The 22,400-nt window shown below is 63.3% G+C and carries 20 protein-coding genes; 12 read left to right on the top strand and 8 right to left on the bottom strand.

Features of this window, described 5'->3' with window-relative positions; all coding sequences use genetic code 11:
* Positions 1-10: 10 nt before the first annotated feature.
* From INT12_RS08905 to INT12_RS08935, 7 genes are all read left to right on the top strand, one after another.
* Positions 11-874 (top strand): LysR family transcriptional regulator, encoded by an 864-nt coding sequence (locus INT12_RS08905; RefSeq protein ID WP_193039772.1) that lies wholly within the window; start codon positions 11-13, stop codon positions 872-874.
* Positions 875-1,122: 248 nt separating this feature from the next.
* Positions 1,123-2,187, top strand: coding sequence for a putative 2-aminoethylphosphonate ABC transporter ATP-binding protein (locus INT12_RS08910; protein WP_193039773.1), 1,065 nt, complete (start codon positions 1,123-1,125; stop codon positions 2,185-2,187).
* Between the two features lies 1 nt (position 2,188).
* Entirely contained in the window at positions 2,189-3,901 is a 1,713-nt protein-coding gene (locus INT12_RS08915; protein ID WP_046381734.1) for a putative 2-aminoethylphosphonate ABC transporter permease subunit, read from the top strand.
* A gap of 18 nt (positions 3,902-3,919) precedes the next feature.
* Positions 3,920-4,942 carry a putative 2-aminoethylphosphonate ABC transporter substrate-binding protein gene (locus INT12_RS08920; RefSeq protein ID WP_017845046.1) on the top strand — a complete coding sequence of 341 codons (1,023 nt, stop codon included), beginning with the start codon at positions 3,920-3,922 and terminating at the stop codon, positions 4,940-4,942.
* Between the two features lie 136 nt (positions 4,943-5,078).
* A complete protein-coding gene (locus INT12_RS08925) occupies positions 5,079-6,212 on the top strand; it encodes a TIGR03364 family FAD-dependent oxidoreductase (protein WP_193039774.1) in 1,134 nt (377 codons plus the stop codon).
* Positions 6,212-6,766, top strand: coding sequence for a phosphonate degradation HD-domain oxygenase (locus INT12_RS08930; protein WP_026139794.1), 555 nt, complete (start codon positions 6,212-6,214; stop codon positions 6,764-6,766). Before INT12_RS08925 ends, INT12_RS08930 begins: the two co-directional genes overlap by 1 nt.
* Positions 6,767-6,859: 93 nt before the next feature.
* Complete coding sequence (locus tag INT12_RS08935; protein WP_193039775.1) at positions 6,860-7,399, top strand: hypothetical protein; 540 nt, start codon at positions 6,860-6,862, stop codon at positions 7,397-7,399.
* Positions 7,400-7,405: 6 nt separating this feature from the next.
* Here the strand turns inward: INT12_RS08935 and INT12_RS08940 are convergent, their stop codons facing one another.
* Positions 7,406-8,773: a DUF3482 domain-containing protein gene (locus tag INT12_RS08940; protein WP_017845042.1), complete on the bottom strand. Its 1,368-nt coding sequence runs from the start codon at positions 8,771-8,773 to the stop codon at positions 7,406-7,408.
* Positions 8,766-10,145 carry a DUF2868 domain-containing protein gene (locus INT12_RS08945; protein WP_193039776.1) on the bottom strand — a complete coding sequence of 460 codons (1,380 nt, stop codon included), beginning with the start codon at positions 10,143-10,145 and terminating at the stop codon, positions 8,766-8,768. The genes INT12_RS08940 and INT12_RS08945 overlap by 8 nt, the downstream gene beginning before the upstream one ends.
* A gap of 90 nt (positions 10,146-10,235) precedes the next feature.
* Between INT12_RS08945 and INT12_RS08950 the strand changes: the two genes are divergently transcribed.
* On the top strand, positions 10,236-10,748 hold the full coding sequence (locus INT12_RS08950) for a dihydrofolate reductase (protein ID WP_104904290.1): 513 nt from the start codon (positions 10,236-10,238) through the stop codon (positions 10,746-10,748).
* Positions 10,749-10,833: 85 nt separating this feature from the next.
* Here the strand turns inward: INT12_RS08950 and INT12_RS08955 are convergent, their stop codons facing one another.
* The gene (locus INT12_RS08955) at positions 10,834-12,225 is read right to left on the bottom strand and encodes an L-cystine transporter (RefSeq protein WP_102618288.1); all 1,392 of its coding nucleotides are present in this window, start codon (positions 12,223-12,225) and stop codon (positions 10,834-10,836) included.
* 241 nt (positions 12,226-12,466) lie between these two features.
* On the opposite strand from INT12_RS08955, the gene INT12_RS08960 reads away from it, so the two are divergent.
* Entirely contained in the window at positions 12,467-13,528 is a 1,062-nt protein-coding gene (locus INT12_RS08960; RefSeq protein WP_017845038.1) for a hypothetical protein, read from the top strand.
* Between the two features lie 236 nt (positions 13,529-13,764).
* On the opposite strand, the gene ilvD is transcribed toward INT12_RS08960, so the two are convergent.
* Positions 13,765-15,606: a dihydroxy-acid dehydratase gene (ilvD, locus tag INT12_RS08965; protein ID WP_046381743.1), complete on the bottom strand. Its 1,842-nt coding sequence runs from the start codon at positions 15,604-15,606 to the stop codon at positions 13,765-13,767.
* Between the two features lie 451 nt (positions 15,607-16,057).
* On the opposite strand from ilvD, the gene INT12_RS08970 reads away from it, so the two are divergent.
* A complete protein-coding gene (locus INT12_RS08970) occupies positions 16,058-16,516 on the top strand; it encodes an REP-associated tyrosine transposase (RefSeq protein ID WP_193039778.1) in 459 nt (152 codons plus the stop codon).
* Positions 16,517-16,647: 131 nt separating this feature from the next.
* Here INT12_RS08970 and INT12_RS08975 read toward each other — a convergent pair whose 3' ends face one another.
* A complete protein-coding gene (locus tag INT12_RS08975) occupies positions 16,648-17,844 on the bottom strand; it encodes a class I SAM-dependent rRNA methyltransferase (RefSeq protein ID WP_046381745.1) in 1,197 nt (398 codons plus the stop codon).
* Between the two features lie 240 nt (positions 17,845-18,084).
* Here INT12_RS08975 and INT12_RS08980 point away from each other — a divergent pair, with 240 nt between their 5' ends.
* A complete protein-coding gene (locus tag INT12_RS08980) occupies positions 18,085-18,897 on the top strand; it encodes an HDOD domain-containing protein (RefSeq protein WP_193039782.1) in 813 nt (270 codons plus the stop codon).
* Between the two features lie 21 nt (positions 18,898-18,918).
* Positions 18,919-19,731, top strand: coding sequence for a bifunctional DNA-formamidopyrimidine glycosylase/DNA-(apurinic or apyrimidinic site) lyase (mutM, locus tag INT12_RS08985; RefSeq protein WP_193058823.1), 813 nt, complete (start codon positions 18,919-18,921; stop codon positions 19,729-19,731).
* A gap of 122 nt (positions 19,732-19,853) precedes the next feature.
* On the opposite strand, the gene INT12_RS08990 is transcribed toward mutM, so the two are convergent.
* From INT12_RS08990 to INT12_RS09000, 3 genes are all read right to left on the bottom strand, one after another.
* Positions 19,854-20,105, bottom strand: a complete 252-nt coding sequence (locus tag INT12_RS08990; protein WP_003195146.1) for a YfhL family 4Fe-4S dicluster ferredoxin — start codon at positions 20,103-20,105, stop codon at positions 19,854-19,856.
* Positions 20,106-20,208: 103 nt separating this feature from the next.
* Positions 20,209-20,688, bottom strand: coding sequence for a pantetheine-phosphate adenylyltransferase (gene coaD / locus INT12_RS08995; protein ID WP_003176711.1), 480 nt, complete (start codon positions 20,686-20,688; stop codon positions 20,209-20,211).
* A gap of 103 nt (positions 20,689-20,791) precedes the next feature.
* Positions 20,792-22,387 carry a GMC family oxidoreductase gene (locus INT12_RS09000; RefSeq protein ID WP_046487839.1) on the bottom strand — a complete coding sequence of 532 codons (1,596 nt, stop codon included), beginning with the start codon at positions 22,385-22,387 and terminating at the stop codon, positions 20,792-20,794.
* Positions 22,388-22,400 lie beyond the last annotated feature (13 nt).

Here is a 22,400-nt window from a genome sequence, read left to right on the forward strand (position 1 = left end):
TGAGGGTGGTGTGCTGAGTGCCGAGTTGAAGGCGTTTTTTATGGTCGCCCGCCTGGGCAGCATTACCCAGGCGGCGAAAAAACTCGGCCTGAGCCAGCCCACCGTCACCACGCAGATCCGCAACCTGGAAAGCCAGTACGGCGTCGAGCTGTTCTATCGCGGGGGCCGCCGCCTGACGGTCAGCGACGAAGGCGCGCGCCTGCTGCCGATGGTCAAGACGCTGTTGCAACAGGAAGCGGATATCGAGTTTTTCCTGCGTAACAGTGGCCAGGTCCAGGGCGCATTGCGGATTGCCGCGACGGCGCCGTATTACATCCTCGACCTGGTCAAAGCCTTCCGCGAGCGTTTGCCCCAGGTGGAAGTGTCGGTGGAAATCGGCAACTCCCAACAGGTGCTCGAAGCCCTGGATGATTACCGCGTCGACGTCGCCGCGTCCTCGCAACTGCTGGAAGACCCGCGCCTGATTCGCCGTGTGCTGGGCACCGATCCGCTGGTGCTGGCGGTGCATCGCAACCACCCGTTGGCGACGCTCGATCATGTGCCGTTGAGCGCGCTGGCCGGGCATACGCTGTTGATGCGTGAAGCCGGCTCCACCACGCGACGCCTGACGGAACAGCTGCTGCAGGGCGCCGGCGTGAGTTACGGGCCGCTGCTGGAAATCGGCAGCCGCGAGTCGATTCGTGAAGCGGTGCTGCGCAATATCGGCATCAGCATCATCGCCCGCCAGGAAGTGCCCCACGACCCGCAGTTGCGGGTGCTGACCATCGAGAACGCGCCGCAGATCGCTGAGTACCTCTACTGCCTCAAGGAAAGAAAAGGCGCTCGCCTGCCAGCTGCTTTTCTCGGGTTGGCGCAGGAAATGTCGCCGCTTTGACAGGTGGTGGTGGTCTTGAGGGCGCTATCGGGGGCAAGCCCCCTCCCACACTTGACCGAGTTCCAACATGAGAATGCGGTCAACATGTGGGAGGGGGCTTGCCCCCGATAGCGCCCTCAAGGCCACCCCTTCTGGATAAACCCTACCCAAATCCACCAATACCACTATCGCCACGTTTTGCCTTTCTGCCACATCAGGGACGCATTGCCTGCCTAGCATGGCCCTCATCTGTTTGATGAGGTGCCTCCATGAACACAGCCCTGACCCAACCCGGCGCGCCAATGAAGGTGCGCGGTATCCAGAAACGCTTCGGCGCCTTTACCGCGCTGGACAACGTGTCCCTGGACGTCGCCGCCGGCGAGCTGGTGTGCCTGCTGGGCCCGTCCGGTTGCGGCAAGACCACGCTGCTGCGCTGCATCGCCGGCCTCGAGCGCCAGGACAGTGGGGAGCTTTATCTGGGTGAGCGGGATGTTTCCCTGCTGCCGCCGCAGGCGCGGGACTACGGCATTTTGTTCCAGTCCTACGCGCTGTTCCCCAACCTCAGCGTTGAAGCGAATATCGGCTACGGCCTCACCGGCAGCGGTCGCGATGAAGTGCGCAAGCGTGTCGGTCAGATGCTCGAACTGGTCGGCCTGCTCGGCAGCGAAAAGAAATACCCCGGCCAACTCTCCGGCGGCCAGCAACAACGGGTCGCCCTGGCCCGCGCCTTGGCGCCGGCACCCTCGCTGTTGCTGCTCGATGAACCGATGTCGGCCCTCGACGCTCGCGTCCGTGAGCACCTGTGTACCGAACTGCGCCTACTGCAACGGCGCCTGGGCGTCACCACGCTGATGGTCACCCACAATCAGGACGAAGCCATGTTGATGGCCGACCGCATTGCCGTGATGAACAACGGTAAGGTCGAGCAATACGCCACGCCCCAAGAGATCTACGACCGCCCGGCCACACCGTTCGTGGCGGAGTTCGTCGGCCAGGGCAATTGGCTGCCGTTCAGCCGCAGCAGCGCGAGCCACGCCCAGGTCGGCGGGATGCACATGCGCCTGGCCGATGATGCTGGCGCGGCCACCTCCGGGCGCTTGTTCTGCCGCCCGGAGGCGATCAGCGTCAACCCGCTGGTGCATGAAGAGAACCTGTTTGCGGCCAAGGTCCGCGAGATCACCTTCCTCGGCAACCGTTGCCGCATGAGCTTTGAACTGGCGCAACTGCCCGGTCATCCGCTGCTGGCCGAACTGGCTCCGGAAGCCATGCCGCGCCTGGGGGCCCAGGACATCTGGGTCGCGTTGCCGCCGCGCAGCCTGCAGGTGTTTGCCTGACATGGGTGCGCTGATGACGCTGCCCATTGCACGCCGGGTGTCTCGTGCCGAGTTGGGCGACCGCCTTTTCGTGCTGGGCGGCAAATGGCTATGGCTGTGCCTGCTGGGCATCGCGGTGTTGTTGCCACTGTTGGCGATCTTCTGGCGCGGCTTCAGCAGCGAAGCCGGGCAGGGCGGCGGGCTGGTGGCGGCGCGGGAACTGGTCAGCAGCGCCAACTTCCACTGGCTGCTTGGGAATAGCCTGAAAGTCTCCCTCAGCGTGGCGGTCATTGTCGTACCGCTGGCGTATCTGTTTGCCTACGCGCTGCAACGCACACTGATCCCGGCCAAGGCGCTCTGGCGCGGGCTGTCGCTGCTGCCCTTGATGGCGCCGTCGATGCTGCCGGGGATCGCGTTGGTCTATCTGTTCGGCAACCAGGGCCTGCTGCGCGGTTTGTTGTCGGAGAATATCTACGGCTTCTGGGGCATTGTCCTCGGTGAGGTGATCTACACCTTCCCACACGCCTTGATGATCCTGTTGTCGGCGCTTTCCCTGGCGGATGCGCGCTTGTTCGATGCCGCCTCGAGCATGGGCGCCAGCCCGGCCCGGGCATTTCGCAGCATCACTTGGCCGGCCACGCGCCAGGCGGTGTTCGCCGCGTTTTGCCTGGTGTTCACCCTGACCATCACTGACTTTGGCGTACCGGTGGTGGTCGGCGGCGATTATCAGGTGCTGGCGCTGGAAGCCTACAAGGCCGTGGTCGGCCAGCAACAGTTCGGGCGCGGGGCGTTGATCGGCATGGTGTTGCTGCTGCCGGCGCTGTTCAGCTTTGGCGTCGATACCTGGCTGCGTCGGCGTCAGGGCGATGCCATGGGCGGCCGTGCCCAAGTGTTCCAGCCGGCCCCGTCGCGGCGGCGCGATGCCTGTTACCTGGCCATCGTGCTGCTGATCTGCGCGGTGTTGCTGCTGGTGTTCGGCATGGCGGTGTACTCGTCGCTGGTGAAGTTCTGGCCCTACAACCTGTCGCTGTCGCTCAACCACTACCAGTTCGAAGACACAGCCGGCGGCGGCTGGCTGGCGTACCGCAACAGCCTGACCCTGGCGCTGTGTACGGCGTTGATCGGCAGCGTGCTGATCTTCACCGGCGCGTACCTGATGGAAAAGACCCAGGGCCAGAAGGGCCTCAACCTGGCGCTGCGCATGCTCAGCTTCGTGCCGATGGCCGTGCCGGGCCTGGTGCTGGGCCTGGGCTACGTCTTCTTCTTCAACCTCAGCGGCAACCCGCTGCATGTGTTCTACGGCACCATGACGCTGCTGGTGGTGTGTACCATCGCTCATTATTTGACCACCGCGCAGATGACCGCCACCACCGCGCTGCGCCAGTTGGACGCGGAGTTCGAAGCCGCCGCGTTGTCGCTCAAGGCGCCGCTGTACCGCCACTACCTGCGCGTCACCGTGCCGATCTGCCTGCCGGCGCTGCTGGACATCGTGCGCTACCTGTTTGTGTCGGCGATGACCACTGTCTCGGCGGCGATCTTCCTCTACAGCCCCGACACCATCCTCGCCGCCGTCGCCGTGTTGAACATGGACGACGCCGGCAATGTGGGCGGCGCGGCGGCCATGTCCACTTTGATCCTGTTCACTTCGGCCGGCGTCTCGCTGCTGCTGGCGTGGGCCTCACGTGGCGCGTTGCGCCGCTCCCAAGCCTGGCGCCAGACCGCGCCGGGCCAATAACCCTGAAGGAGGTATGCCATGTTCAAGCCCCTCGCGTTGGTCGCTGCCGTACTCACTGCATTCAGCCTGAATGCCTTCGCCAAGACTGAATTGACCGTGTACACGGCCCTCGAAGCCGAGCAATTGAAGACCTATAAACAGGCCTTCGAGCAGGCCAACCCCGACATCGAAATCAAATGGGTGCGTGACTCCACCGGCATCATCACCGCCAAGCTGCTCGCGGAAAAAGACCGCCCGCAAGCCGATGTGGTCTGGGGCCTGGCCGCGTCGAGCCTGGCGATCCTCGACCAGCAAGGCATGCTCGAAAGTTACGCGCCCAAGGGCCTGGACAAGATCGGCAAACACTACCGTGACGCCGCCAACCCGCCTGCGTGGGTCGGCATGGACGTCTGGGCCGCGACGATCTGCTTCAACACCGTCGAAGCCGAGAAGCAGGGCCTGAGCAAACCGGTGAGCTGGCAAGACCTGACCAAGCCTGAGTACAAGGGCAAGATCGTGATGCCCAACCCGGCGTCCTCGGGCACCGGTTTCCTGGATGTGAGCGCCTGGCTGCAGACCTTCGGCGAGAAGCAGGGCTGGCAGTACATGGACGACCTGCACCAGAACATCGGCCAGTACGTCCACTCCGGTTCCAAGCCGTGCAAGCTGGCGGCTTCGGGTGAATTCCCGATCGGTATTTCCTTCGAATACCCGGCCGTGCAGCTGAAGCGCCAGGGCGCGCCGCTGGACATCATCCTACCAAAAGAAGGCCTGGGCTGGGACATCGAAGCGACGGCGGTGATCAAAGGCAGCGCCCACGCCGACGCGGCGAAGAAACTCGCCGACTTCTCCGCCAGCACCGCGGCGATGGACCTGTACAAGGACAACTTCGCCGTGCTCGCCCAGCCGGGCATCGCCAAGCCGCAGACCGAATTGCCGGCGGACTACGAGCAGCGGCTGATCAAGAACGACTTCACCTGGGCCTCGAAAAACCGCGACAGCATTCTGACTGAATGGCGCAAGCGCTATGACGGTAAGTCGGAGAAGGTAGCGGGTCAGTAAATACTCCGTTTGGGCTGATGGCCTCTTCGGGGGCAAGCCCCCTCCCACATGTTGACCGCATTCTCATGTTGGAACTCGGTCAAGTGTGGGAGGGGGCTTGCCCCCGATAGCGGTCTTGAAAACAGGACATCACTAAATGACACACCACAGCGACCTGCTGATCATCGGCGCCGGCATCCTCGGCCTGTCCCACGCCTACGCGGCAGCCAAGCGCGGGCTCAAGGTCAAGGTGTTCGAGCGCAGCGCCACGCCGTTGGGCGCCTCGGTGCGCAACTTCGGCCAGGCCCTGGTCACCGGCCAACCGCCAGGCCCGATGCTCGACCTGGCGCGGCAAAGCCGCGATATCTGGGGCGAATGGGCGCGGCTGGCCGGCTTGCAGCTCAAGCGCAACGGCTCGTATCTGTTCGCCCGCAGCGAAGCCGAAGAACACCTGCTGGAAGCCTTCTGCGCCGGCCGCGCCCAGGCGTATGGCTATAACGTCGAACTGCTGCAGGGCGCAGCGTTGCGAGATCTGTACGGCGGCCAATTCCGTCATCACCGCGCAGCGTTGCACGGCAAGGACGATCAGCAGCTGTATTCGCGCGAGGCGATCCCGGCGCTGATCGATTACCTGCGCGAGGAACTGCAGGTGGAGTTTCACTTTTCGACCCTGGTGCGCGACGTCGAGCCCGGCCAGTTGCACAGCACGGCGGGCAGTTTTCGTGGCGCGCAGATCGTGGTCTGCTCGGGCCACGACTACCAAACCCTGCTGGCCGAAGCGATTGCCGAACTCGACCCGCATATCTGCCGCCTGCAAATGCTGCGCGCGCGGCCGGCGGTCAACCTGAACCTGCAACACGCCTTGCTCACCGGCCTCAGTTGCGTGCATTACGGCGCGTTTGCCGACCTGCCGGAAGCGGCGGCGGTGCAGGCGCAGATCCTGCGCGAGGCACCGTACCTGCATGAGCACGGGATTCACTTGCTGATCAGCCCGACGCCCCATGGCGAACTGATCATCGGCGACTCCCACGACTACGGCCGCGATGCATCGCCCTTCAACGCCGAGCAGGTCGATGACTGGATGCTCGAACTGGCCGAGCAGACCCTGGGTTGCAAGGTCCAGGTGGTCGAGCGTTGGCAGGGCGTCTACGGCGCACGCGGGTCGGTGCCGTTCTCGTTCCTGCGCGTGGCGCCCGGCGTCAGCGCCGCGTTGATGCATACCGGCGTGGGCATGAGCGTGGGGCCGGCGCTGGGCGAGCGCAATATCAGCGCACTGTGGGGGGCGGCATGATGAATCCGCAGCAGGTGATTGCCGAGGTCTTCGGCCTGTACGAGCAACACGGCACGGCGGATTACATCGGCGAGGCGGTGTCGCAGCTCGAACACATGTCCCAGGCCGCGCAGTGGGCCATGGCCGAAGGCTTCGACGATGAAGTGGTGCTGGCCGCGTTTTTCCACGATATCGGCCATCTCTGCGGCCAGGGCGGCGCGAACATGGGCGGCTATGGCGTGGTCAGCCATGAGCGGCTGGGCGCCGATTACCTGCGCCGCGTCGGTTTCAGCGAGCGCCTGGCGCGGCTGGTGGAATATCACGTCGAGGCCAAGCGCTACCTGACCTTCAGCCAGCCGGACTACTACGCCCGGTTGAGCGAAGCCAGCCGCCGCACGCTGGCGTATCAAGGCGGGGCAATGACGCCTGACGAAGCGCGGGCGTTCGAGCAAGACCCGCTCTACGCCATCAGCCTGCGTCTGCGCCACTGGGACGAACAGGCCAAGCAAGCGCAGGTGCCGGTGCTCGATCTGCAGGTACTCAAGGCCAAGGCCGCGCGGCTACTGGTTGCGTAGATTGGCCTTACGCCAAACGCAGATGCGCCGCCTAGAGCCCCTGAGGTCGGATCACTAAGGTGGCTTGCTTCTTCAATCCAAGGAGCAACGCTGATGCGCTACTTAAAAGTGACGGCCCAGGACATGAGCGGCAACGGTCGGGCGGACACAGTCATCCTGCACTTCTATGAGCAGCAGGCTGGCTGTCCCGATGAACTGATCCACGAGATCTTCGCCGTGGACATGAGCGCGGACGGCCGGGTCGACCTGCAATGGGCGGACGATCTGAACCCGATCACTCGCCCTTGTCGGCTGGAAAAACAGCGGGTGGATACCTTCGCCGACTGCTTTTTGAAGTTGAACTGGTTCAATCGGCGCAGCCACTGGCAGCGCACGTTGACGCTGTACGTCGATCATTACGCCAAGGCCGGCACGCCCAACGCGGTCAAGCTGGAATTCCAAGAGCGCACGGCGCCGCAGTGCAAGGGCTCGCTGATCTACAAGGCGGCCTATGACGGCGATGGCGACGGGGTGCTGGAATCGTTTACCAACAGTGACATCGACCGCGACGGTATTGCGGACAAGGCCGATAAAGAGCTGATCCGCACGTTGTGTACGACCTTTCTGGGCTTTGAGTGGTACGCGCGTCAATAAGCGGAGTCAGGCTTCATCGAGCCGGGCGGCCAGGGCTTCGACCTGCTCCTGGCGCTCGGCCTGGCTCAATTTGGCGTGGGGGTTGAGGGACGACCACTGCGGGTGGGCGCGGGCCTTGTGCAGGGCGTCGGGCAGCTTGCCTTCGCGCCAGGTCTTGTCCTGCGGCGTGTCGACCTTGATGCTGTGCATCGCCGCATGACCGCGCAGGTTCAGGGCCTTGAGCAATTGGCGTTGGCGCAGGGCCAGCAGGCGCAGCACGCTGTCGTCGACGGTCAGCTCGCGCTGGCCCTTGATCTTGCCCAGCAGGCGCCCGCCATAGCTGCGCGCGGTTTGCAGCGCGCCACCGGCAATGGCGCCCGCCAGCGCGGCGGCGCCAAGGGTCAACCCACCCACTAGCAGGTCGACCCCGGCACCGGCGGCCGCGCCGGCGGCAATCCCGCCGCCGACGCGCACGCCGAGTTGCTTGAGGGTTTCCGGGTTGAACAGGTCATCGCCCCAGCGCCCGTCGAGCAGCGGCAAGTCGCTGGCGGCGGCGTCCTGCGGGCGGAAGCCGAACAGCTTGAGCAAGGCTTCCACGCAACGCTGCTCGCGCTGGCGCACGGCCTTGCGCAAATCGCCGATGGCTTGCGGTTCCTCTTCAGTGACCACGCTGCGCCGGCACGCGGCGCAGTCGATCAGCAGTTCGGCGATCAGCCGCGCGGCACTTTGCTGGCGGGCCTGGCGTTGGGCGTGCTGGTCGAGGATCAGCCGTTCCAGTTGGGGCCGGGCGTTTTCCAGTAGCAGGGCGAGGCTTTCATACAGGCGGCGTTCGCCGTCTTCCGGCGGCGCGACGCTGTCGAACCGCACCAGTGCGTGCAGGCCGAGGCGGGCCAGGGCTTCGCGCCAGTCCGGTTCGCGATGATCGTTGCTGCTGACGAAGTTGAGCACGGGCAATAACGGTTTGCCGCAACTGGCCAGCACTTGCAGTTCGTCGCGGTATTTGGCCAGCACCGGCTCGCGGGCGTCGATCACATACAGGCCGGCGTCGGAGGCCAGCAGTTGGCGCAGCACCTTGGCTTCCTGTTCGAAACGCTGGCGGGCTTCGCTGCCTTCCAGGAACCGCGCCAGGCGTGCCGGGCCGTCGAGGCGTTCGCCGGGGCGATCGAGGCGCTCCAGATAGTCGAGCAGGGCGATGGCGTCTTCCAGGCCGGGGGTGTCGTAGAGTTCCAGCAGAGCTTCGCCCTCGACCGACAAGCGTGCGCCTTCGACATGCCGCGTGGTGCTGGGGCGATGGGAGACTTCGCCGAAACCGACATCGCGGGTCAGGGTGCGCAGCAGCGAGGTCTTGCCGACATTGGTGTGGCCGACCACGGCGAGTTTCAGGGGTTTAGTCATGGCCGCTCTCCAGCCAGTTCAACGGCGCGCAATCGGCGAAGGGCAGTTCCAGTTGTTGCAGCGCCGCGTGCCAATCGCCCAGGCGCTCGGCGTCCAGCGCCTGGCCGGGTGGCGCTTGCAGCAGCCACACGCGGGTGGCGCTGGCGCTGCGCGCCAGTTCGGCGATCAGCGCCAGGCTGCCCCGGTCGGGCGAGCGGCGCGGGTCGCAGGCGATGGCCAGGCGCGCGGGCGGGAAGCGGGTCAGTTGTTCCAGCAGTTTGTGGCGTGATTCGCGGCTGTCGAGGATGCCGGCGTTCTGCACGTTGCCCGGCAGCTTCGGCGGCCACGGGTGCTGGTCGTCGAGTTCGATGGCGACCACCAGCGCGCCGTCACTGTGCAGTTCGCTGACGCCGCCGCTGACCGCGTGCAACTGCTCCGGTGCCGCATCGTTGACCCCAAGCCGCTCGCTGCTCGGCATCAGGCGTTCGCGCAGTTGGCTGTAGCCGGGCAGGTTGAGGTCCAGGCGCAGGGCGGCGCGTCCGCGTTTCCAGCGCCACAGGCACAGCAGGGCGAGGGTCAACCGCGGCAACAGGCCGTAGATCAGCAGCACACCCACCAGCCAGGCAGCCCAGGCCTGGCGGGCGCTGTCGATGTTCAGGGCGGAATCGCCGCTGGCGCGGATCATCTCCACCGTGGGGACGTTGAAACCAAGCAGGGCGGGCAGGGCGCCGAGGGCTTGGGTCACGGCGACGAAGGTGTCGGTGCCGAGGATGGTGGTTTCCCACACAAAACCGTAGCGCCGGGTGGCGAGCAGCGTCAGCAGGATCGCCAGCGCGCTGAGCAATGCGAGTAACCACAGGCTGTTGACCAGCACCCCGACGGCCCAGCGATTGAGCTTCTGGCGCTGCAATAGCAGCAGCAACGCCGGCGCCAGTTGCGCGGCTTTGGCGTCACGCGCGAGTTTTTCGCTGAGCCACAACCACAGCCGGCCGAGGCTGGCGCTGTGTTCTCCGGCAAACAGCAGGCCCAATGCCCAACTGATCAGCAGGATCAGGTTCAAGCCGAGCAGGCTGCCCAGCGCCCAGAACACATTCACCGGGGTCAGGCCGTTACCCAGCGCAGCAAAGGCCAGGCCTGCACCACTGATCACCGCGACTATCGCCAGCAGTATCAGGGCCAAACGCGCACCTTGCAGCCAGCGGATGAGGGCGGTTGTCAGCCCATCGCGCTCGGCCAGGTGCAGGGCGCGCTGTTGAATGCGCGTCGACAGGTCGCCACCGGCCGTGCGGGCCAGGCGATTGGCTTGCTGATCTTCCAGCGGGCCGGCGTGTTCTTCGCGCAGGCGCACGGTTTCCGTCAGCCAGAGTGTTTGCAGAGGGGTCAGTGCAGTCACGCGCCGTCCTGTTGTGTCAGTGAGCCTGGAGCATAACCGCTGTGCAGCCGGTTGGGGTACGCTTCGCGTGGCTCTGGTATTCTCGTCGCCATGAAAAAAACTCTCCCTCTAAGCCTGATCGCAGCCCTCGGTGAAAACCGTGTGATCGGCGTCGACAACAGCATGCCCTGGCATTTGCCGGGGGATTTCAAATATTTCAAGGCCACCACCCTGGGCAAGCCGATCATCATGGGGCGCAAGACCTGGGACTCCCTGGGCCGACCGCTGCCGGGGCGCTTGAACATTGTGGTCAGTCGTCAGACCGACCTGGCGCTGGAAGGTGCGGAAGTTTTTCCGTCGCTTGAAGCGGCGGTGGAACGCGCGCAAGCGTGGGCCCTGGAGCAGGGCGTGGATGAGCTGATGCTGATCGGCGGCGCGCAGCTTTATGCACAGGGGCTGGAACAGGCGGATCGCCTGTACCTGACGCGGGTGGCGCTGAGCCCGGAAGGGGATGCGTGGTTTCCGGCGTTTGATGAGAACCAGTGGAAGTTGGTTTCCAATCTGCAGAACCCAGCCGAAGGTGACAAGCCGGCTTACAACTTCGAAGTTTGGGAAAAAGCCTAAAAGCATCGGGGGCAAGCCCCCTCCCACATTTGACCGGGTGAATGCGATCAAGTGTGGGAGGGGGCTTGCCCCCGATAGCGGTCTATCAGGCCTGCGCCAACTCCGCATGCTCATCCGCATTCAGCCGTTCTTTATCGGTCTGCTGCATGATCTGGCTGGTAATCGCCCCCGCTGTCATCGAACCGTTCACGTTCAACGCGGTACGGCCCATGTCGATCAGCGGCTCCACGGAAATCAGCAGCGCCACCAGTGACACCGGCAAGCCCATCGCTGGCAGTACGATCAGCGCGGCAAACGTCGCCCCGCCGCCCACGCCGGCAACGCCCGCCGAACTCAAGGTCACAATCGCCACCAGGGTCGCGATCCACAGCGGGTCCAACGGGTTGATGCCGACCGTCGGCGCGACCATCACCGCCAGCATTGCCGGGTAGAGACCGGCGCAACCGTTCTGGCCGATGGTCGCGCCAAACGAGGCGGCGAAACCGGCGATGGCGTGCGGGATGCCCAGGCGGCGGGTCTGCGCTTCGATACTCAGCGGGATCGCCGCCGCGCTGGAGCGGCTGGTGAAGGCGAACGTCAGCACCGGCCAGACCTTGCGCAAGAAGCGCAGCGGGTTGATCCCGGCCAGCGACAGCAGCAGGCCATGCACCACGAACATCAGCCCCAGCGCCAGGTACGAGACCACGACAAAACTGCCGAGCTTGATGATGTCTTGCAGGTTGGAGCCGGCGACCACCTTGGTCATCAGCGCCAATACGCCGTAGGGCGTGAGCTTCATCACCAGGCGCACCAGGCGCATCACCCAGGCTTGCAGGGTGTCGATGGCGTTGAGCACTTTCTGGCCCTTTTCCACGTCATCCTTGAGCAGTTGCAGCGCGGCCACGCCGAGGAAGGCGGCGAAGATCACCACGCTGATGATCGAGGTCGGCTTGGCGCGGGCCAGGTCGGCAAACGGATTCGCTGGCACGAACGACAACAGCAACTGCGGGATATTCAGGTCGGCGACCTTGCCCGCGTAGTCGCTCTGGATCACTTGCAGGCGCGCCATTTCCTGGGTGCCGGCCACCAGGCCTTCGGCGGTGAGGCCGAACAGGTTGGTCAGGCCGATGCCGATCAGCGCCGCAATCGCGGTGGTGAACAGTAGGGTGCCGATGGTCAGGAAGCTGATCTTGCCCAGGGACGCGGCGTTGTGCAGACGTGCCACGGCGCTGAGGATCGAAGCGAACACCAGCGGGATCACGATCATTTGCAGCAACTGCACATAACCGTTGCCGACCAGATCGAACCAGCCGATAGAGGCTTTGAGGACCGGGTTGCCATCGCCGTAAATGGCGTGCAAGGCCGTACCGAACGCCACGCCGAGTATCAGGGCGAACAGGACTTTCTTGGCGAGGCTCCAGTTCGTTCGACGGGTTTGTGCCAGGCCCAGCAACAGGGCCACGAACACCAGTAAGTTGAGAATCAGGGGCAGATTCATTGAAGCTCCGTTGAGAGTGTTGCCAATCGCGTGAGCCTGCGATTGCGAACCGGGAAGCCTAACAGCTTGATATATATTGATTTAATACCAATATGGAATGGTATCTGTCGTTTTTGGAATAAGTAGTTGGCGCTCAGGCGCATGGCAATGGCGGAATCAGAACGCAAGCGGTCGCGACCGGGCGAAAACTGTCACAGGGATTTGTTAGCGTCGATGTCTTTCACTCAGGGAGACAACGCCTATGAAGCTCGCGCCGAAACTACTGGTATCCGCCGCATTCTGCCTCGCACTTGCCGGCCAGGCGTTCGCCGCCACCGAGTTGAAACACTGGCCGGCCCCGGCCGCCAAACAACTGAACGAAATGATCGCCGCCAACGCCAACAAGGGTAACTTCGCGGTGTTCGACATGGACAACACCAGCTACCGCTACGACCTCGAAGAGTCCCTGCTGCCCTACATGGAAAACAAGGGCCTGATCACCCGCGACAGCCTCGACCCATCGCTCAAGCTTATGCCCTTCAAAGACACCGCCGACCATAAGGAAAGTCTGTTCAGTTACTACTATCGCCTCTGCGAAGTGGACGACATGGTCTGCTACCCGTGGGTGGCCCAGGTGTTTGCAGGTTTTACCCTCAAGGAACTCAAGGTCCAGGTCGATGAGTTGATGGCCTCCGGCAAGCCAGTGCCGGTCAGCTATTTCGAAGGCGACGCGGTGAAGAACTCCGAAGTCCAGCCGCCGAAAGTCTTCACCGGCCAGGCCGAGCTGTACAACAAGCTGATGGAAAACGGCATCGAGGTGTATGTGATGACCGCCGCGTCGGAAGAGCTGGTACGCATGGTCGCTGCCGATCCGAAGTACGGCTACAACGTCAAACCGCAGAACGTCATCGGCGTGAGCACCCTGCTCAAGGACCGCAAGACCGGCGAACTGACCACCGCACGCAAGCAGATCACGGCCGGCAAATACGACGAAAAAGCCAACCTCGGTCTGGAATTGACCCCCTACCTGTGGACCCCGGCGACCTGGATGGCCGGCAAGCACGCCGCGATCCTGACCTACATCGACGAATGGAAAAAACCGGTAATCGTCGGCGGCGATACCCCGACCAGCGACGGCTACATGCTGTTCCACGATGTGGACGTGGCCAAGGGCGGCATTCACCTGTGGGTCAACCGCAAAGACAAGTACATGACCCAGCTCAACGGCATGATGGCCAAGCACGCGGCCGCCCAGGCCAAGGAAGGCTTGCCGGTGACGGCGGACAAGAACTGGGTGATCGTCAAGCCGGATGAGATCCAGTAAGACCGAGTCGCTTGCTTATCGGGGGCAAGCCCCCTCCCACACTTGATTGGGTTCACACGGTCAAGCTGTGGGAGGGGGCTTGCCCCCGATAGCGGTGGGTCAGCTGTGGATGTATCGACTGACACTCTGCCATCGGGGGGCAAGCCCCCTCCCACATTTGATCCTCATGGTTATTGAGGTTTTCTCCCAGCAAAAAAAATGCCCCGCACCTGGCGGGGCATTTTCATGGGCGGGCCTTACAGACCGTCGAGCATTGCCTTGTTACGCACCGCACCCTTGTCGGCACTGGTCGCCAGCAACGCATAAGCCTTCAACGCAGTAGTCACCTTGCGCGGACGCTTCTCCACCGGCTTCCAGCCCTTCTTGTCCTGCTCGACCCGGCGCGCGGCCAGTTCTTCGTCGCTGATCAACAGGTTGATCGAGCGGTTCGGAATGTCGATCAGTACCTTGTCGCCGTCCTGTACCAGGCCAATCGCGCCGCCGGCAGCGGCTTCAGGCGAAGCGTGGCCGATGGACAGGCCCGAGGTGCCGCCGGAGAAACGGCCGTCGGTCAACAGCGCGCAGGCTTTGCCCAGGCCTTTGGATTTCAGGTACGACGTTGGGTAGAGCATCTCCTGCATACCCGGGCCGCCCTTCGGGCCTTCGTAGCGGATGATCACGATGTCGCCTTCCTTGACTTCGTCGGCGAGGATGCCGCGTACCGAGCTGTCCTGGCTTTCGTAGATCTTGGCGCGACCTTCGAAGACATGGATCGACTCGTCCACACCGGCGGTTTTCACCACGCAGCCGTCGAGGGCGATGTTGCCGTACAGCACGGCCAGGCCGCCTTCTTTCGAATAGGCGTGCTCGACACTGCGGATGCAGCCGTTTTCACGGTCGACGTCGAGGGTGTCCCAACGGGTCGACTGGCTGAACGCGGTCTGGGTCGGGATGCCCGCCGGGCCGGCCTTGAAGAAGGTGTGTACGGCTTCGTCGTCAGTCTGGGTGATATCCCACTTGGCGATGCCTTCGGCGAGGGACTTGCTGTGTACGGTCGGCAGGTCGGTGTGCAGCAGGCCGCCACGGGCCAGGGAACCTAAGATCGAGAAGATCCCGCCGGCGCGGTGCACGTCTTCCATGTGGTACTTCTGGATGTTCGGCGCGACTTTGCACAGTTGCGGCACGTGGCGGGACAGACGGTCGATGTCGCGCAGGTCGAAATCGATCTCGGCTTCCTGGGCCGCGGCCAGCAAGTGCAGGATGGTGTTGGTGGAACCGCCCATGGCGATGTCCAGGGTCATGGCGTTTTCGAACGCCTTGAAGTTGGCGATGTTGCGCGGCAACACCGACTCATCGTTCTCGCCGTAGTAGCGCTTGCACAGCTCGACGATGGTGCGGCCGGCCTGCAAGAACAGTTGCTCGCGGTCGCTGTGGGTGGCCAGCGTGGAACCGTTGCCCGGCAAGGCCAGGCCCAGGGCTTCCACCAGGCAGTTCATCGAGTTGGCGGTGAACATGCCGGAGCATGAACCGCAGGTCGGGCAGGCGCTGCGCTCGTATTCCGCGACCTTCTCGTCAGAAGCGCTGGAATCGGCGGCGATGACCATGGCATCGACCAGGTCGAGGCCGTGGGAGGCGAGTTTGGTCTTGCCGGCTTCCATCGGGCCGCCGGAGACGAAGATCACCGGGACGTTCAGGCGCAGGGCGGCCATCAGCATGCCGGGGGTGATCTTGTCGCAGTTCGAGATGCACACGATGGCGTCGGCGCAGTGGGCGTTGACCATGTACTCCACGGAGTCGGCGATGATCTCGCGGCTCGGCAGGGAATACAGCATGCCGTCATGGCCCATGGCGATGCCGTCGTCCACGGCGATGGTGTTGAATTCTTTGGCGACACCGCCGGCGCGTTCGATCTCGCGGGCGACCAGTTGGCCCAGGTCCTTGAGGTGGACGTGGCCGGGGACGAACTGGGTGAACGAGTTGGCAATCGCGATGATCGGCTTCTTGAAGTCGTCATCTTTCATCCCCGTGGCACGCCACAGTGCGCGGGCGCCGGCCATGTTGCGGCCGTGGGTGGATGTTTTCGAGCGGTAATCTGGCATTGGAGCCCTCCGGGCGGCTAATCAAAACTAATCAGGTGCTAAGGGGAGTGAGCTTCTATGGACGTCTGGAACACCCGAAAAATGGCCGTGGTGTCCGGACGTTGCCGCAAACGTTACGGGATCGCCGTGCGTTTTGGCCTCGAGCTCATAAACCCGCCGGGGGATGACTGGCGATGAATAGGCCGATTCTACACCGCTGGCGGCTGGAGGGAATGGCGAAAAGCGCCGTGGCGACGCACGCTCGGATCAACCAATCTGATGTAGGAGCGAGCTTGCTCGCGAAAAACGAACAGGCGACACGGGCCTCCTGATAGTACGGCGTTATTGTTGACGCTTTTCGCGAGCAAGCTCGCTCCTACAGGGGGGGGACATATTCAGAACCACTGTTTAGAGGCCGGTTGACGTCGCTGCGCCTACCGTTTCTCTTCCACTCACAGAAGAGGACGAAGGAATGTCCACCCAGCAACGTGCACATCGGCTGCGCATCGGGCGCTGTTCGGAGTCGGGCCGGATTTACCTGATCACTGCGGTTACCCATCAACGGCAATCGGTCTTTCAGGACTGGCGCATCGGCCGCCTGCTTGTCAGTGAGTTCAGGCAGGCTCAGGACGAGGGTGAGGCGACTTCGCTGGCCTGGGTGGTCATGCCTGACCATTTCCATTGGCTGGTCGAGTTGCATAACGGTGACCTGCCAAGGCTGATGCGAATCACCAAGTCGCGAAGTGCCCGTGCCATCAACCAGGCCAGGTGTTCGTTCGGGACCCTATGGCAAAAAGGTTACTTCGACCGCGCACTGCGTCGGGAGGAAGATTTGAAAGCAACGGCCCGCTATATCGTGGCCAATCCCTTGCGTGCAGGGCTGGTCAAGCATATCGGCCAGTACCCGCTATGGGACGCCATCTGGTTGTGACCTCTTCCCCCTTGTAGGAGCGAGCTTGCTCGCGAAGAACGTCAACGATGACGCAGCGCTATCAGGTAGCCCGCGTCGTCTATGCGTTTTTCGCGAGCAAGCTCGCTCCTACAGGGGGACGGTTTTGGTCTTTAGCTATTTGGCAGCAACCGGCAGGTGATGCTCTTGATGTAGCGCGTCTCAACAATCGCCGGGTGTACCGGGTGATCCGGGCCCTGGCCGCCGCGTTCGAGCATCTGGATGTTACGGTCCAGGTGGCGGGCGCTGGTCAGCAGGATGTTCTGCAGGTCGTCTTCCGGCAGGTGCATCGAACACGAGGCGCTGACCAGGATGCCGTCCTTGCTGAGCAGGCGCATGGCTTGCTCGTTGAGGCGGCGGTAGGCGCCTTCGCCGTTCTTCATGTCTTTTTTGCGTTTGATGAAGGCCGGTGGGTCGGCGACGATCACGTCGAAGCGTTCTTCGCTGGCTTTCAGCTCTTTGAGGGCTTCGAAAACATCGCCTTCGATGCAGGTCATTTTCTCGGCGACGCCGTTCAGCGCGGCGTTGCGCTCTACACCGTCGAGGGCGAAGGCCGAGGCGTCGACGCAGAACACTTCAGTGGCGCCGAAGGCCGCGGCTTGCACGCCCCAGCCGCCGATGTAGCTGTACAGATCGAGGACGCGCTTGCCTTTGGCATACGGGGCCAGGCGTGCGCGGTTCATGCGGTGGTCATAGAACCAGCCGGTTTTCTGGCCCTGGATCACCGGGGCTTCGAATTTCACGCCGTTTTCTTCCAGCGCGACCCACTCCGGCACCAGGCCGAACACGGTTTCGACGTAGCGGTTGAGGCCTTCGGCGTCGCGCGCGGCGGAGTCGTTCTTGAACAGAATGCCGCTCGGCTTGAGCACTTGGGTCAAGGCGGCGATCACGTCTTCTTTATGCGCTTCCATGGTCGCCGAGGCGATCTGTACCACCAGGATGTCGCCGAAACGGTCGACCACCAGGCCCGGCAGCAGGTCGGAATCGCCGTAGACCAGGCGGTAGAACGGCTTGTCGAACAGGCGGTCGCGCAGGGACAGGGCGACGTTCAGGCGGTGTACCAGCAGCGACTTGTCCAAAGGCAACTTGATGTCACGCGACAGCAGGCGCGCGCAGATCAGGTTGTTCGGGCTCATGGCCACGATGCCCAGGGTCTTGCCGCCGGCCGCTTCGAGGATGGCCTGGTCGCCCGCCTGGAAGCCGTGGAGTGGGGTGGCGGCCACGTCGATTTCGTTGCTGTAGACCCACAGGTGGCCGTTGCGCAAACGACGATCGGCGTTGGCTTTGAGACGCAGGCTTGGCAGGGACATGACGTCGCTCCGGAAAAAAGAGCGGGAGTATACCGTGTTGCATTACATTTCGTGGCTTGGCCTGATGGGTTGCAGGGGGGGCGCGTGCTGTGGCGTCCATTTGATAGGAGTGCCATTTGGTTTTTTGAGGTGTCGGTCAGCTTCCCATCGGGGTTAGAATCCCCCTCTCGCCCAGAGTGTGTACTTATGTCCCAAGAGCTTTCCGCCGAACAGATCCAGCAGGCCCTGCAAGGCATCAGTGTGCCGCCTCAGCCGCAAATCATGGTGGATTTGCAGATGGAACAGTACATGCCCGACCCGGACCTGGAAGTGATCGCGCGGTTGATTTCCCAGGACCCGGGCCTGTCCGGCGCGCTGCTGAAGATCGTCAACTCATCGTATTACGGCCTGAGCAACAAGATCGCCTCGATCCAGCGCGCCGTTAACCTGCTGGGCAGCCGTTCAATCATCAACCTGATCAACGCCCTGTCGATCAAGGGCGAGATGAGCGACGACACCATCGTCACCCTCAACCGTTTCTGGGACACCGCCCAGGACGTGGCCATGACCTGCCTCACCCTGGCCAAGCGCACCGGCGCCCAGGCGGTGGACGAAGCCTATGCCCTGGGGCTGTTCCACGATTGCGGCGTACCGCTGATGCTCAAGCGCTTCCCCAATTACATGGCGGTGCTCGAAGAGTCCTACGCCAATGCCGGTGCCGACTGCCGAGTGGTCGATACCGAAAACAATGCGTTCAACACCAACCATGCGGTGGTCGGCTATTACACCGCCAAGTCCTGGCGCCTGCCGGAGCATGTGACCGACGCCATTGCCAACCATCACAACGCCCTGGCGATCTTCAGCGATGAGTCGCCGCGCAATCCGCAGCTCAAGAACCTGCTGGCGATCCTGAAAATGGCCGAGCACATCTGCGCGTCGTACCGGGTGTTGGGCAACCAGCCGGTCGACTATGAGTGGGACGCGATTGGCCATCTGGTGCTGGACTACGTGGGCCTGTCGGACTACGACTTCGAAAGCATGAAGTTGTCGATCCGCGAACTGGGCGCGCACTGACCCTTACCTCACGAGGCACACATGCCCGAGTTACCAGAAGTCGAAACCACTCGGCGCGGGATTGCGCCGCACCTGGAAGGCCAGCGGGTCAGCCGCGTCGTGGTGCGCGAGCGACGCCTGCGCTGGCCGATCCCGGAAGACCTCGATGTACGCCTGTCCGGGCAGCGTATCGTGCTGGTGGAGCGGCGGGCCAAGTACCTGTTGATCAACGCTGAAGTGGGCACCCTGATCAGCCACCTGGGCATGTCGGGCAACCTGCGCCTGGTGGAAGTCGGCCTGCCGGCGGCCAAGCATGAGCATGTGGACATTGAGCTGGAGTCGGGCCTGGCCCTGCGCTACACCGACCCTCGGCGTTTTGGTGCGATGCTCTGGAGCCAGGACCCGCATAACCACGAACTGCTGATCCGCCTGGGGCCGGAGCCGTTGACCGACCTGTTCGATGGCGAGCGCCTGTTCAAACTGTCCCGTGGGCGTTCGATGGCGGTCAAACCGTTCATCATGGACAACGCGGTGGTGGTGGGCGTGGGCAATATCTACGCGACCGAAGCGCTGTTCGCGGCGGGGGTCGATCCGCGCCGCGAGGCCGGTGGCATTTCACGCGGGCGCTATCTGAAGCTGGCGATCGAGATCAAGCGCATTCTGGCGGCCGCCATCGAGCGCGGCGGCACCACCTTGCGCGACTTTATCGGCGGCGATGGGCAGCCGGGGGATTTCCAGCAGGAACTGTTCGTCTACGGCCGGGGCGGCGAGGCGTGCAAGGTCTGCGGGAGCGAGTTGCGCAATGTGGTGCTGGGGCAGCGGGCGAGTGTGTTTTGCCCTAAGTGCCAGAGCTGATTGCTGTGTGAAGGCTGATATCGCCATCGGGGGCAAGCCCCCTCCCACATTTTGATGTGTGAATACATTCAAGTGTGGGAGGGGGCTTGCCCCCGATGAGGCCTTCACAGACGCCACCAGGCTCAAGCCTTACCGGTAATCTTCCGGTACTTCTCCATCAACTGTTCTTCAGTCTCCGGATGGGCTTCATCCAGTGGAATGCAATCCACCGGGCACACCTGCTGACACTGCGGTTCGTCGTAGTGGCCGACGCACTGGGTGCAGAGGTTGGGGTCGATCACGTAGATCTCTTCGCCTTGGGAAATCGCGGCGTTCGGGCACTCGGGTTCGCAGACGTCGCAGTTGATGCAATCGTCGGTGATGATCAAGGACATGGAAACTCCTGCCAGGGCAGTCAGCCAAGGCATCTGGAAAACTAATGCGCGCAATTGTGCCGCATTGGCGCCCGCAGTGCGAGCGGACGCCGAGTGAGCGGTCTTACTTCTTGAAGCGCAGGGTCAGCGCATCAGCCACGGCCGGATGCACGAACTTGGTGATATCCCCGCCCAGGGCCGCGATTTCACGGACCAACGTCGAGGAAATGAACGAATAACGCTCCGACGGCGTGAGGAACAGGCTTTCCACGTCCGGCGCCAGTTGGCGGTTCATGTTGGCCAACTGGAATTCGTATTCGAAGTCCGATACCGCGCGCAGGCCGCGCAGGAACACATTGGCGTTCTGCTCTTTGGCGAAATGTGCCAGCAGCGTCGAGAAACCCACCACTTCGACGTTGGGCAGGTGCTTGGTGACCTCGCGCGCCAGCTCCACGCGCTGTTCCAGGGGAAACAGCGGGTTTTTCTTGGGGCTGGCAGCGACCGCGATGATCACATGGTCGAACAAGCGCGAGGCGCGTTCGACCAGATCGCCATGGCCTTTGGTAATCGGGTCGAAGGTACCTGGGTACAACACTCGGTTCATCGCGTCGTCCTGGCGGAGTCCGTTGGGGAACCGGATGGTATCGCAGCCGTCCCGGTCGGCCAAGTCGACTTATGCAGATAGACCCGCGAAATAGCCTGTTTTTTCATGCCGTTTTCAGACGTTCGGCCAATGCGCTCGCCAGTTGCGCGGTCAATCCGTACACCGACAACTGCGGGTTGGCGCCAATGCTGGTGGGGAACAGCGAACCGTCGTGGATCGACAGGTTGCGCAACTGGTGATGGCGACCGAGGCTGTCGGCCACCGCATTTTTCGGCTCTTCGCCCATGGCGCAGCCGCCCATCACGTGGGCGCTGCCCAGGCAGGTGCGGTGCAATTCCAGGTTGAGGCCGTCGATCAGGCTGCGTGCTTCGGCCAGGGTCTTCACGTAGCGCGCATCGTGATGCAGCGGCTTGACCGACTTGGCACCCGCCGCGAACTGGATCTCGGCCATGCTGTGGAACGCACGGCGCAGGCCGTCCCAGGCGTAAGGCGAAACCTGGTAATCGAGCACCGGTGTGCCGTCGCCGCGCAGTTCCACGCTGCCGCCGGGGCTGTCGGGGTGGAAGCCGTCGCGCAGCAGGGCAAGCATTGCGTGGGTATGTGGCAATTGGCTCATGTCCAGGGCGTTCTGGGTGCCGTAGCCGCCGAGCAGCGTACTGGCCAGCGCCGGGTGCAGCGGCGGCGCTTCGAGCTTGTACGACATTCTGCCGGTGGTGCCGTCCAGCCATTGGAAGTGATCGGAATAGATCGACTGCGGCGCGCCATAGAACGGGTTGATCACCTCGTCGAACAGCGCCGCGGAGAAGTTCACCAAATGCAAAAAGGTGCGCTTGCCCAGCCGCGAATGCGGGTCGGGGGCGGCCGAGCGCATCAGCAGCGCCGGGCTGTTGATGCCGCCGCCGGCCAGCACGTAATGCCTGGCCTTGACCGTGATCTTGCGTCCAGTCGGCGCCACGCAGCGTTCGTCCATGGCCACGCATTCCAGGCTATTGATGCGGTCGCCGCTGTAGACCAGGCGTTCGGCGCGGGCCAGGTACAGCAGCTCGCCGCCCTTCTCCAGGGTGGAGGGGATGGTGGTCACCAGCATCGACTGCTTGGCGTTGACCGGGCAACCCATGCCGCAATAACCCAGGTTGAAGCAGCCGCGCACGTTGCGCGGGATCACATGCCAGCTGTAGCCCAGCTGTTCGCAGCCTTTGCGGATCACGTCGTTGTTGGCGTTGGGCGGCATGGCCCAGGGAGCGATGCCCAGGCGCTGTTCCATTTTTTCGAACCATGGCGCCATGTCCGCGCTGCTGTGGCCCTTGACCGCATATTCGCTGGCCCAGTGGCTGAGGGTGGCGTCCGGGGTGCGGAAGCTGGAGGTCCAGTTGATCAGCGTGGTGCCGCCCACGGCCCGGCCTTGCAGGATGGTGATGGCGCCGTCCTTGCTCATGCGGCCGATGCCTTCTTGATACAGGCTGGCGTAGGCCTCGTCTTCGAGCAGCTTGAAATCGCTGCTGGTCTTGAGCGGGCCTTCTTCGATCAGCAGCACTTTGTAGCCGGCGGCGCTGAGGATTTCGGCAGAGGTGCCGCCGCCGGCACCGCTGCCGATGATCGCTACGTCGGCTTCCAGCGTCAGGTCGCGGTCGAGGGCGGCGCCATTGTGGGTTTTCCAGCCGCGGGCCAGGCCGTCGCGGAACAGATCGGGTACAGGCATCGGGGTCGTCTCT

The sequence above is a fragment of the Pseudomonas sp. K8 genome (assembly GCF_014889455.1).
GTDB lineage: Bacteria > Pseudomonadota > Gammaproteobacteria > Pseudomonadales > Pseudomonadaceae > Aquipseudomonas > Aquipseudomonas veronii.

Bases quoted from the DNA above. Each gene is read 5' to 3' on its own strand.
- INT12_RS08950 (WP_104904290.1), top strand. From the start codon at position 10,236: ATGAAAAAAACTCTCCCTCTAAGCCTGATCGCAGCCCTCGGTGAAAAC.
- INT12_RS08970 (WP_193039778.1), top strand. From the start codon at position 16,058: ATGTCCACCCAGCAACGTGCACATCGGCTGCGCATCGGGCGCTGTTCG.
- INT12_RS08915 (WP_046381734.1), top strand. From the start codon at position 2,189: ATGGGTGCGCTGATGACGCTGCCCATTGCACGCCGGGTGTCTCGTGCC.
- mutM (WP_193058823.1), top strand. From the start codon at position 18,919: ATGCCCGAGTTACCAGAAGTCGAAACCACTCGGCGCGGGATTGCGCCG.
- INT12_RS08940 (WP_017845042.1), bottom strand. From the start codon at position 8,773: ATGACTAAACCCCTGAAACTCGCCGTGGTCGGCCACACCAATGTCGGC.
- coaD (WP_003176711.1), bottom strand. From the start codon at position 20,688: ATGAACCGAGTGTTGTACCCAGGTACCTTCGACCCGATTACCAAAGGC.
- INT12_RS09000 (WP_046487839.1), bottom strand. From the start codon at position 22,387: ATGCCTGTACCCGATCTGTTCCGCGACGGCCTGGCCCGCGGCTGGAAA.
- INT12_RS08925 (WP_193039774.1), top strand. From the start codon at position 5,079: ATGACACACCACAGCGACCTGCTGATCATCGGCGCCGGCATCCTCGGC.
- INT12_RS08920 (WP_017845046.1), top strand. From the start codon at position 3,920: ATGTTCAAGCCCCTCGCGTTGGTCGCTGCCGTACTCACTGCATTCAGC.
- INT12_RS08930 (WP_026139794.1), top strand. From the start codon at position 6,212: ATGAATCCGCAGCAGGTGATTGCCGAGGTCTTCGGCCTGTACGAGCAA.
- INT12_RS08955 (WP_102618288.1), bottom strand. From the start codon at position 12,225: ATGAATCTGCCCCTGATTCTCAACTTACTGGTGTTCGTGGCCCTGTTG.
- INT12_RS08960 (WP_017845038.1), top strand. From the start codon at position 12,467: ATGAAGCTCGCGCCGAAACTACTGGTATCCGCCGCATTCTGCCTCGCA.
- INT12_RS08975 (WP_046381745.1), bottom strand. From the start codon at position 17,844: ATGTCCCTGCCAAGCCTGCGTCTCAAAGCCAACGCCGATCGTCGTTTG.
- INT12_RS08935 (WP_193039775.1), top strand. From the start codon at position 6,860: ATGCGCTACTTAAAAGTGACGGCCCAGGACATGAGCGGCAACGGTCGG.
- ilvD (WP_046381743.1), bottom strand. From the start codon at position 15,606: ATGCCAGATTACCGCTCGAAAACATCCACCCACGGCCGCAACATGGCC.
- INT12_RS08990 (WP_003195146.1), bottom strand. From the start codon at position 20,105: ATGTCCTTGATCATCACCGACGATTGCATCAACTGCGACGTCTGCGAA.
- INT12_RS08910 (WP_193039773.1), top strand. From the start codon at position 1,123: ATGAACACAGCCCTGACCCAACCCGGCGCGCCAATGAAGGTGCGCGGT.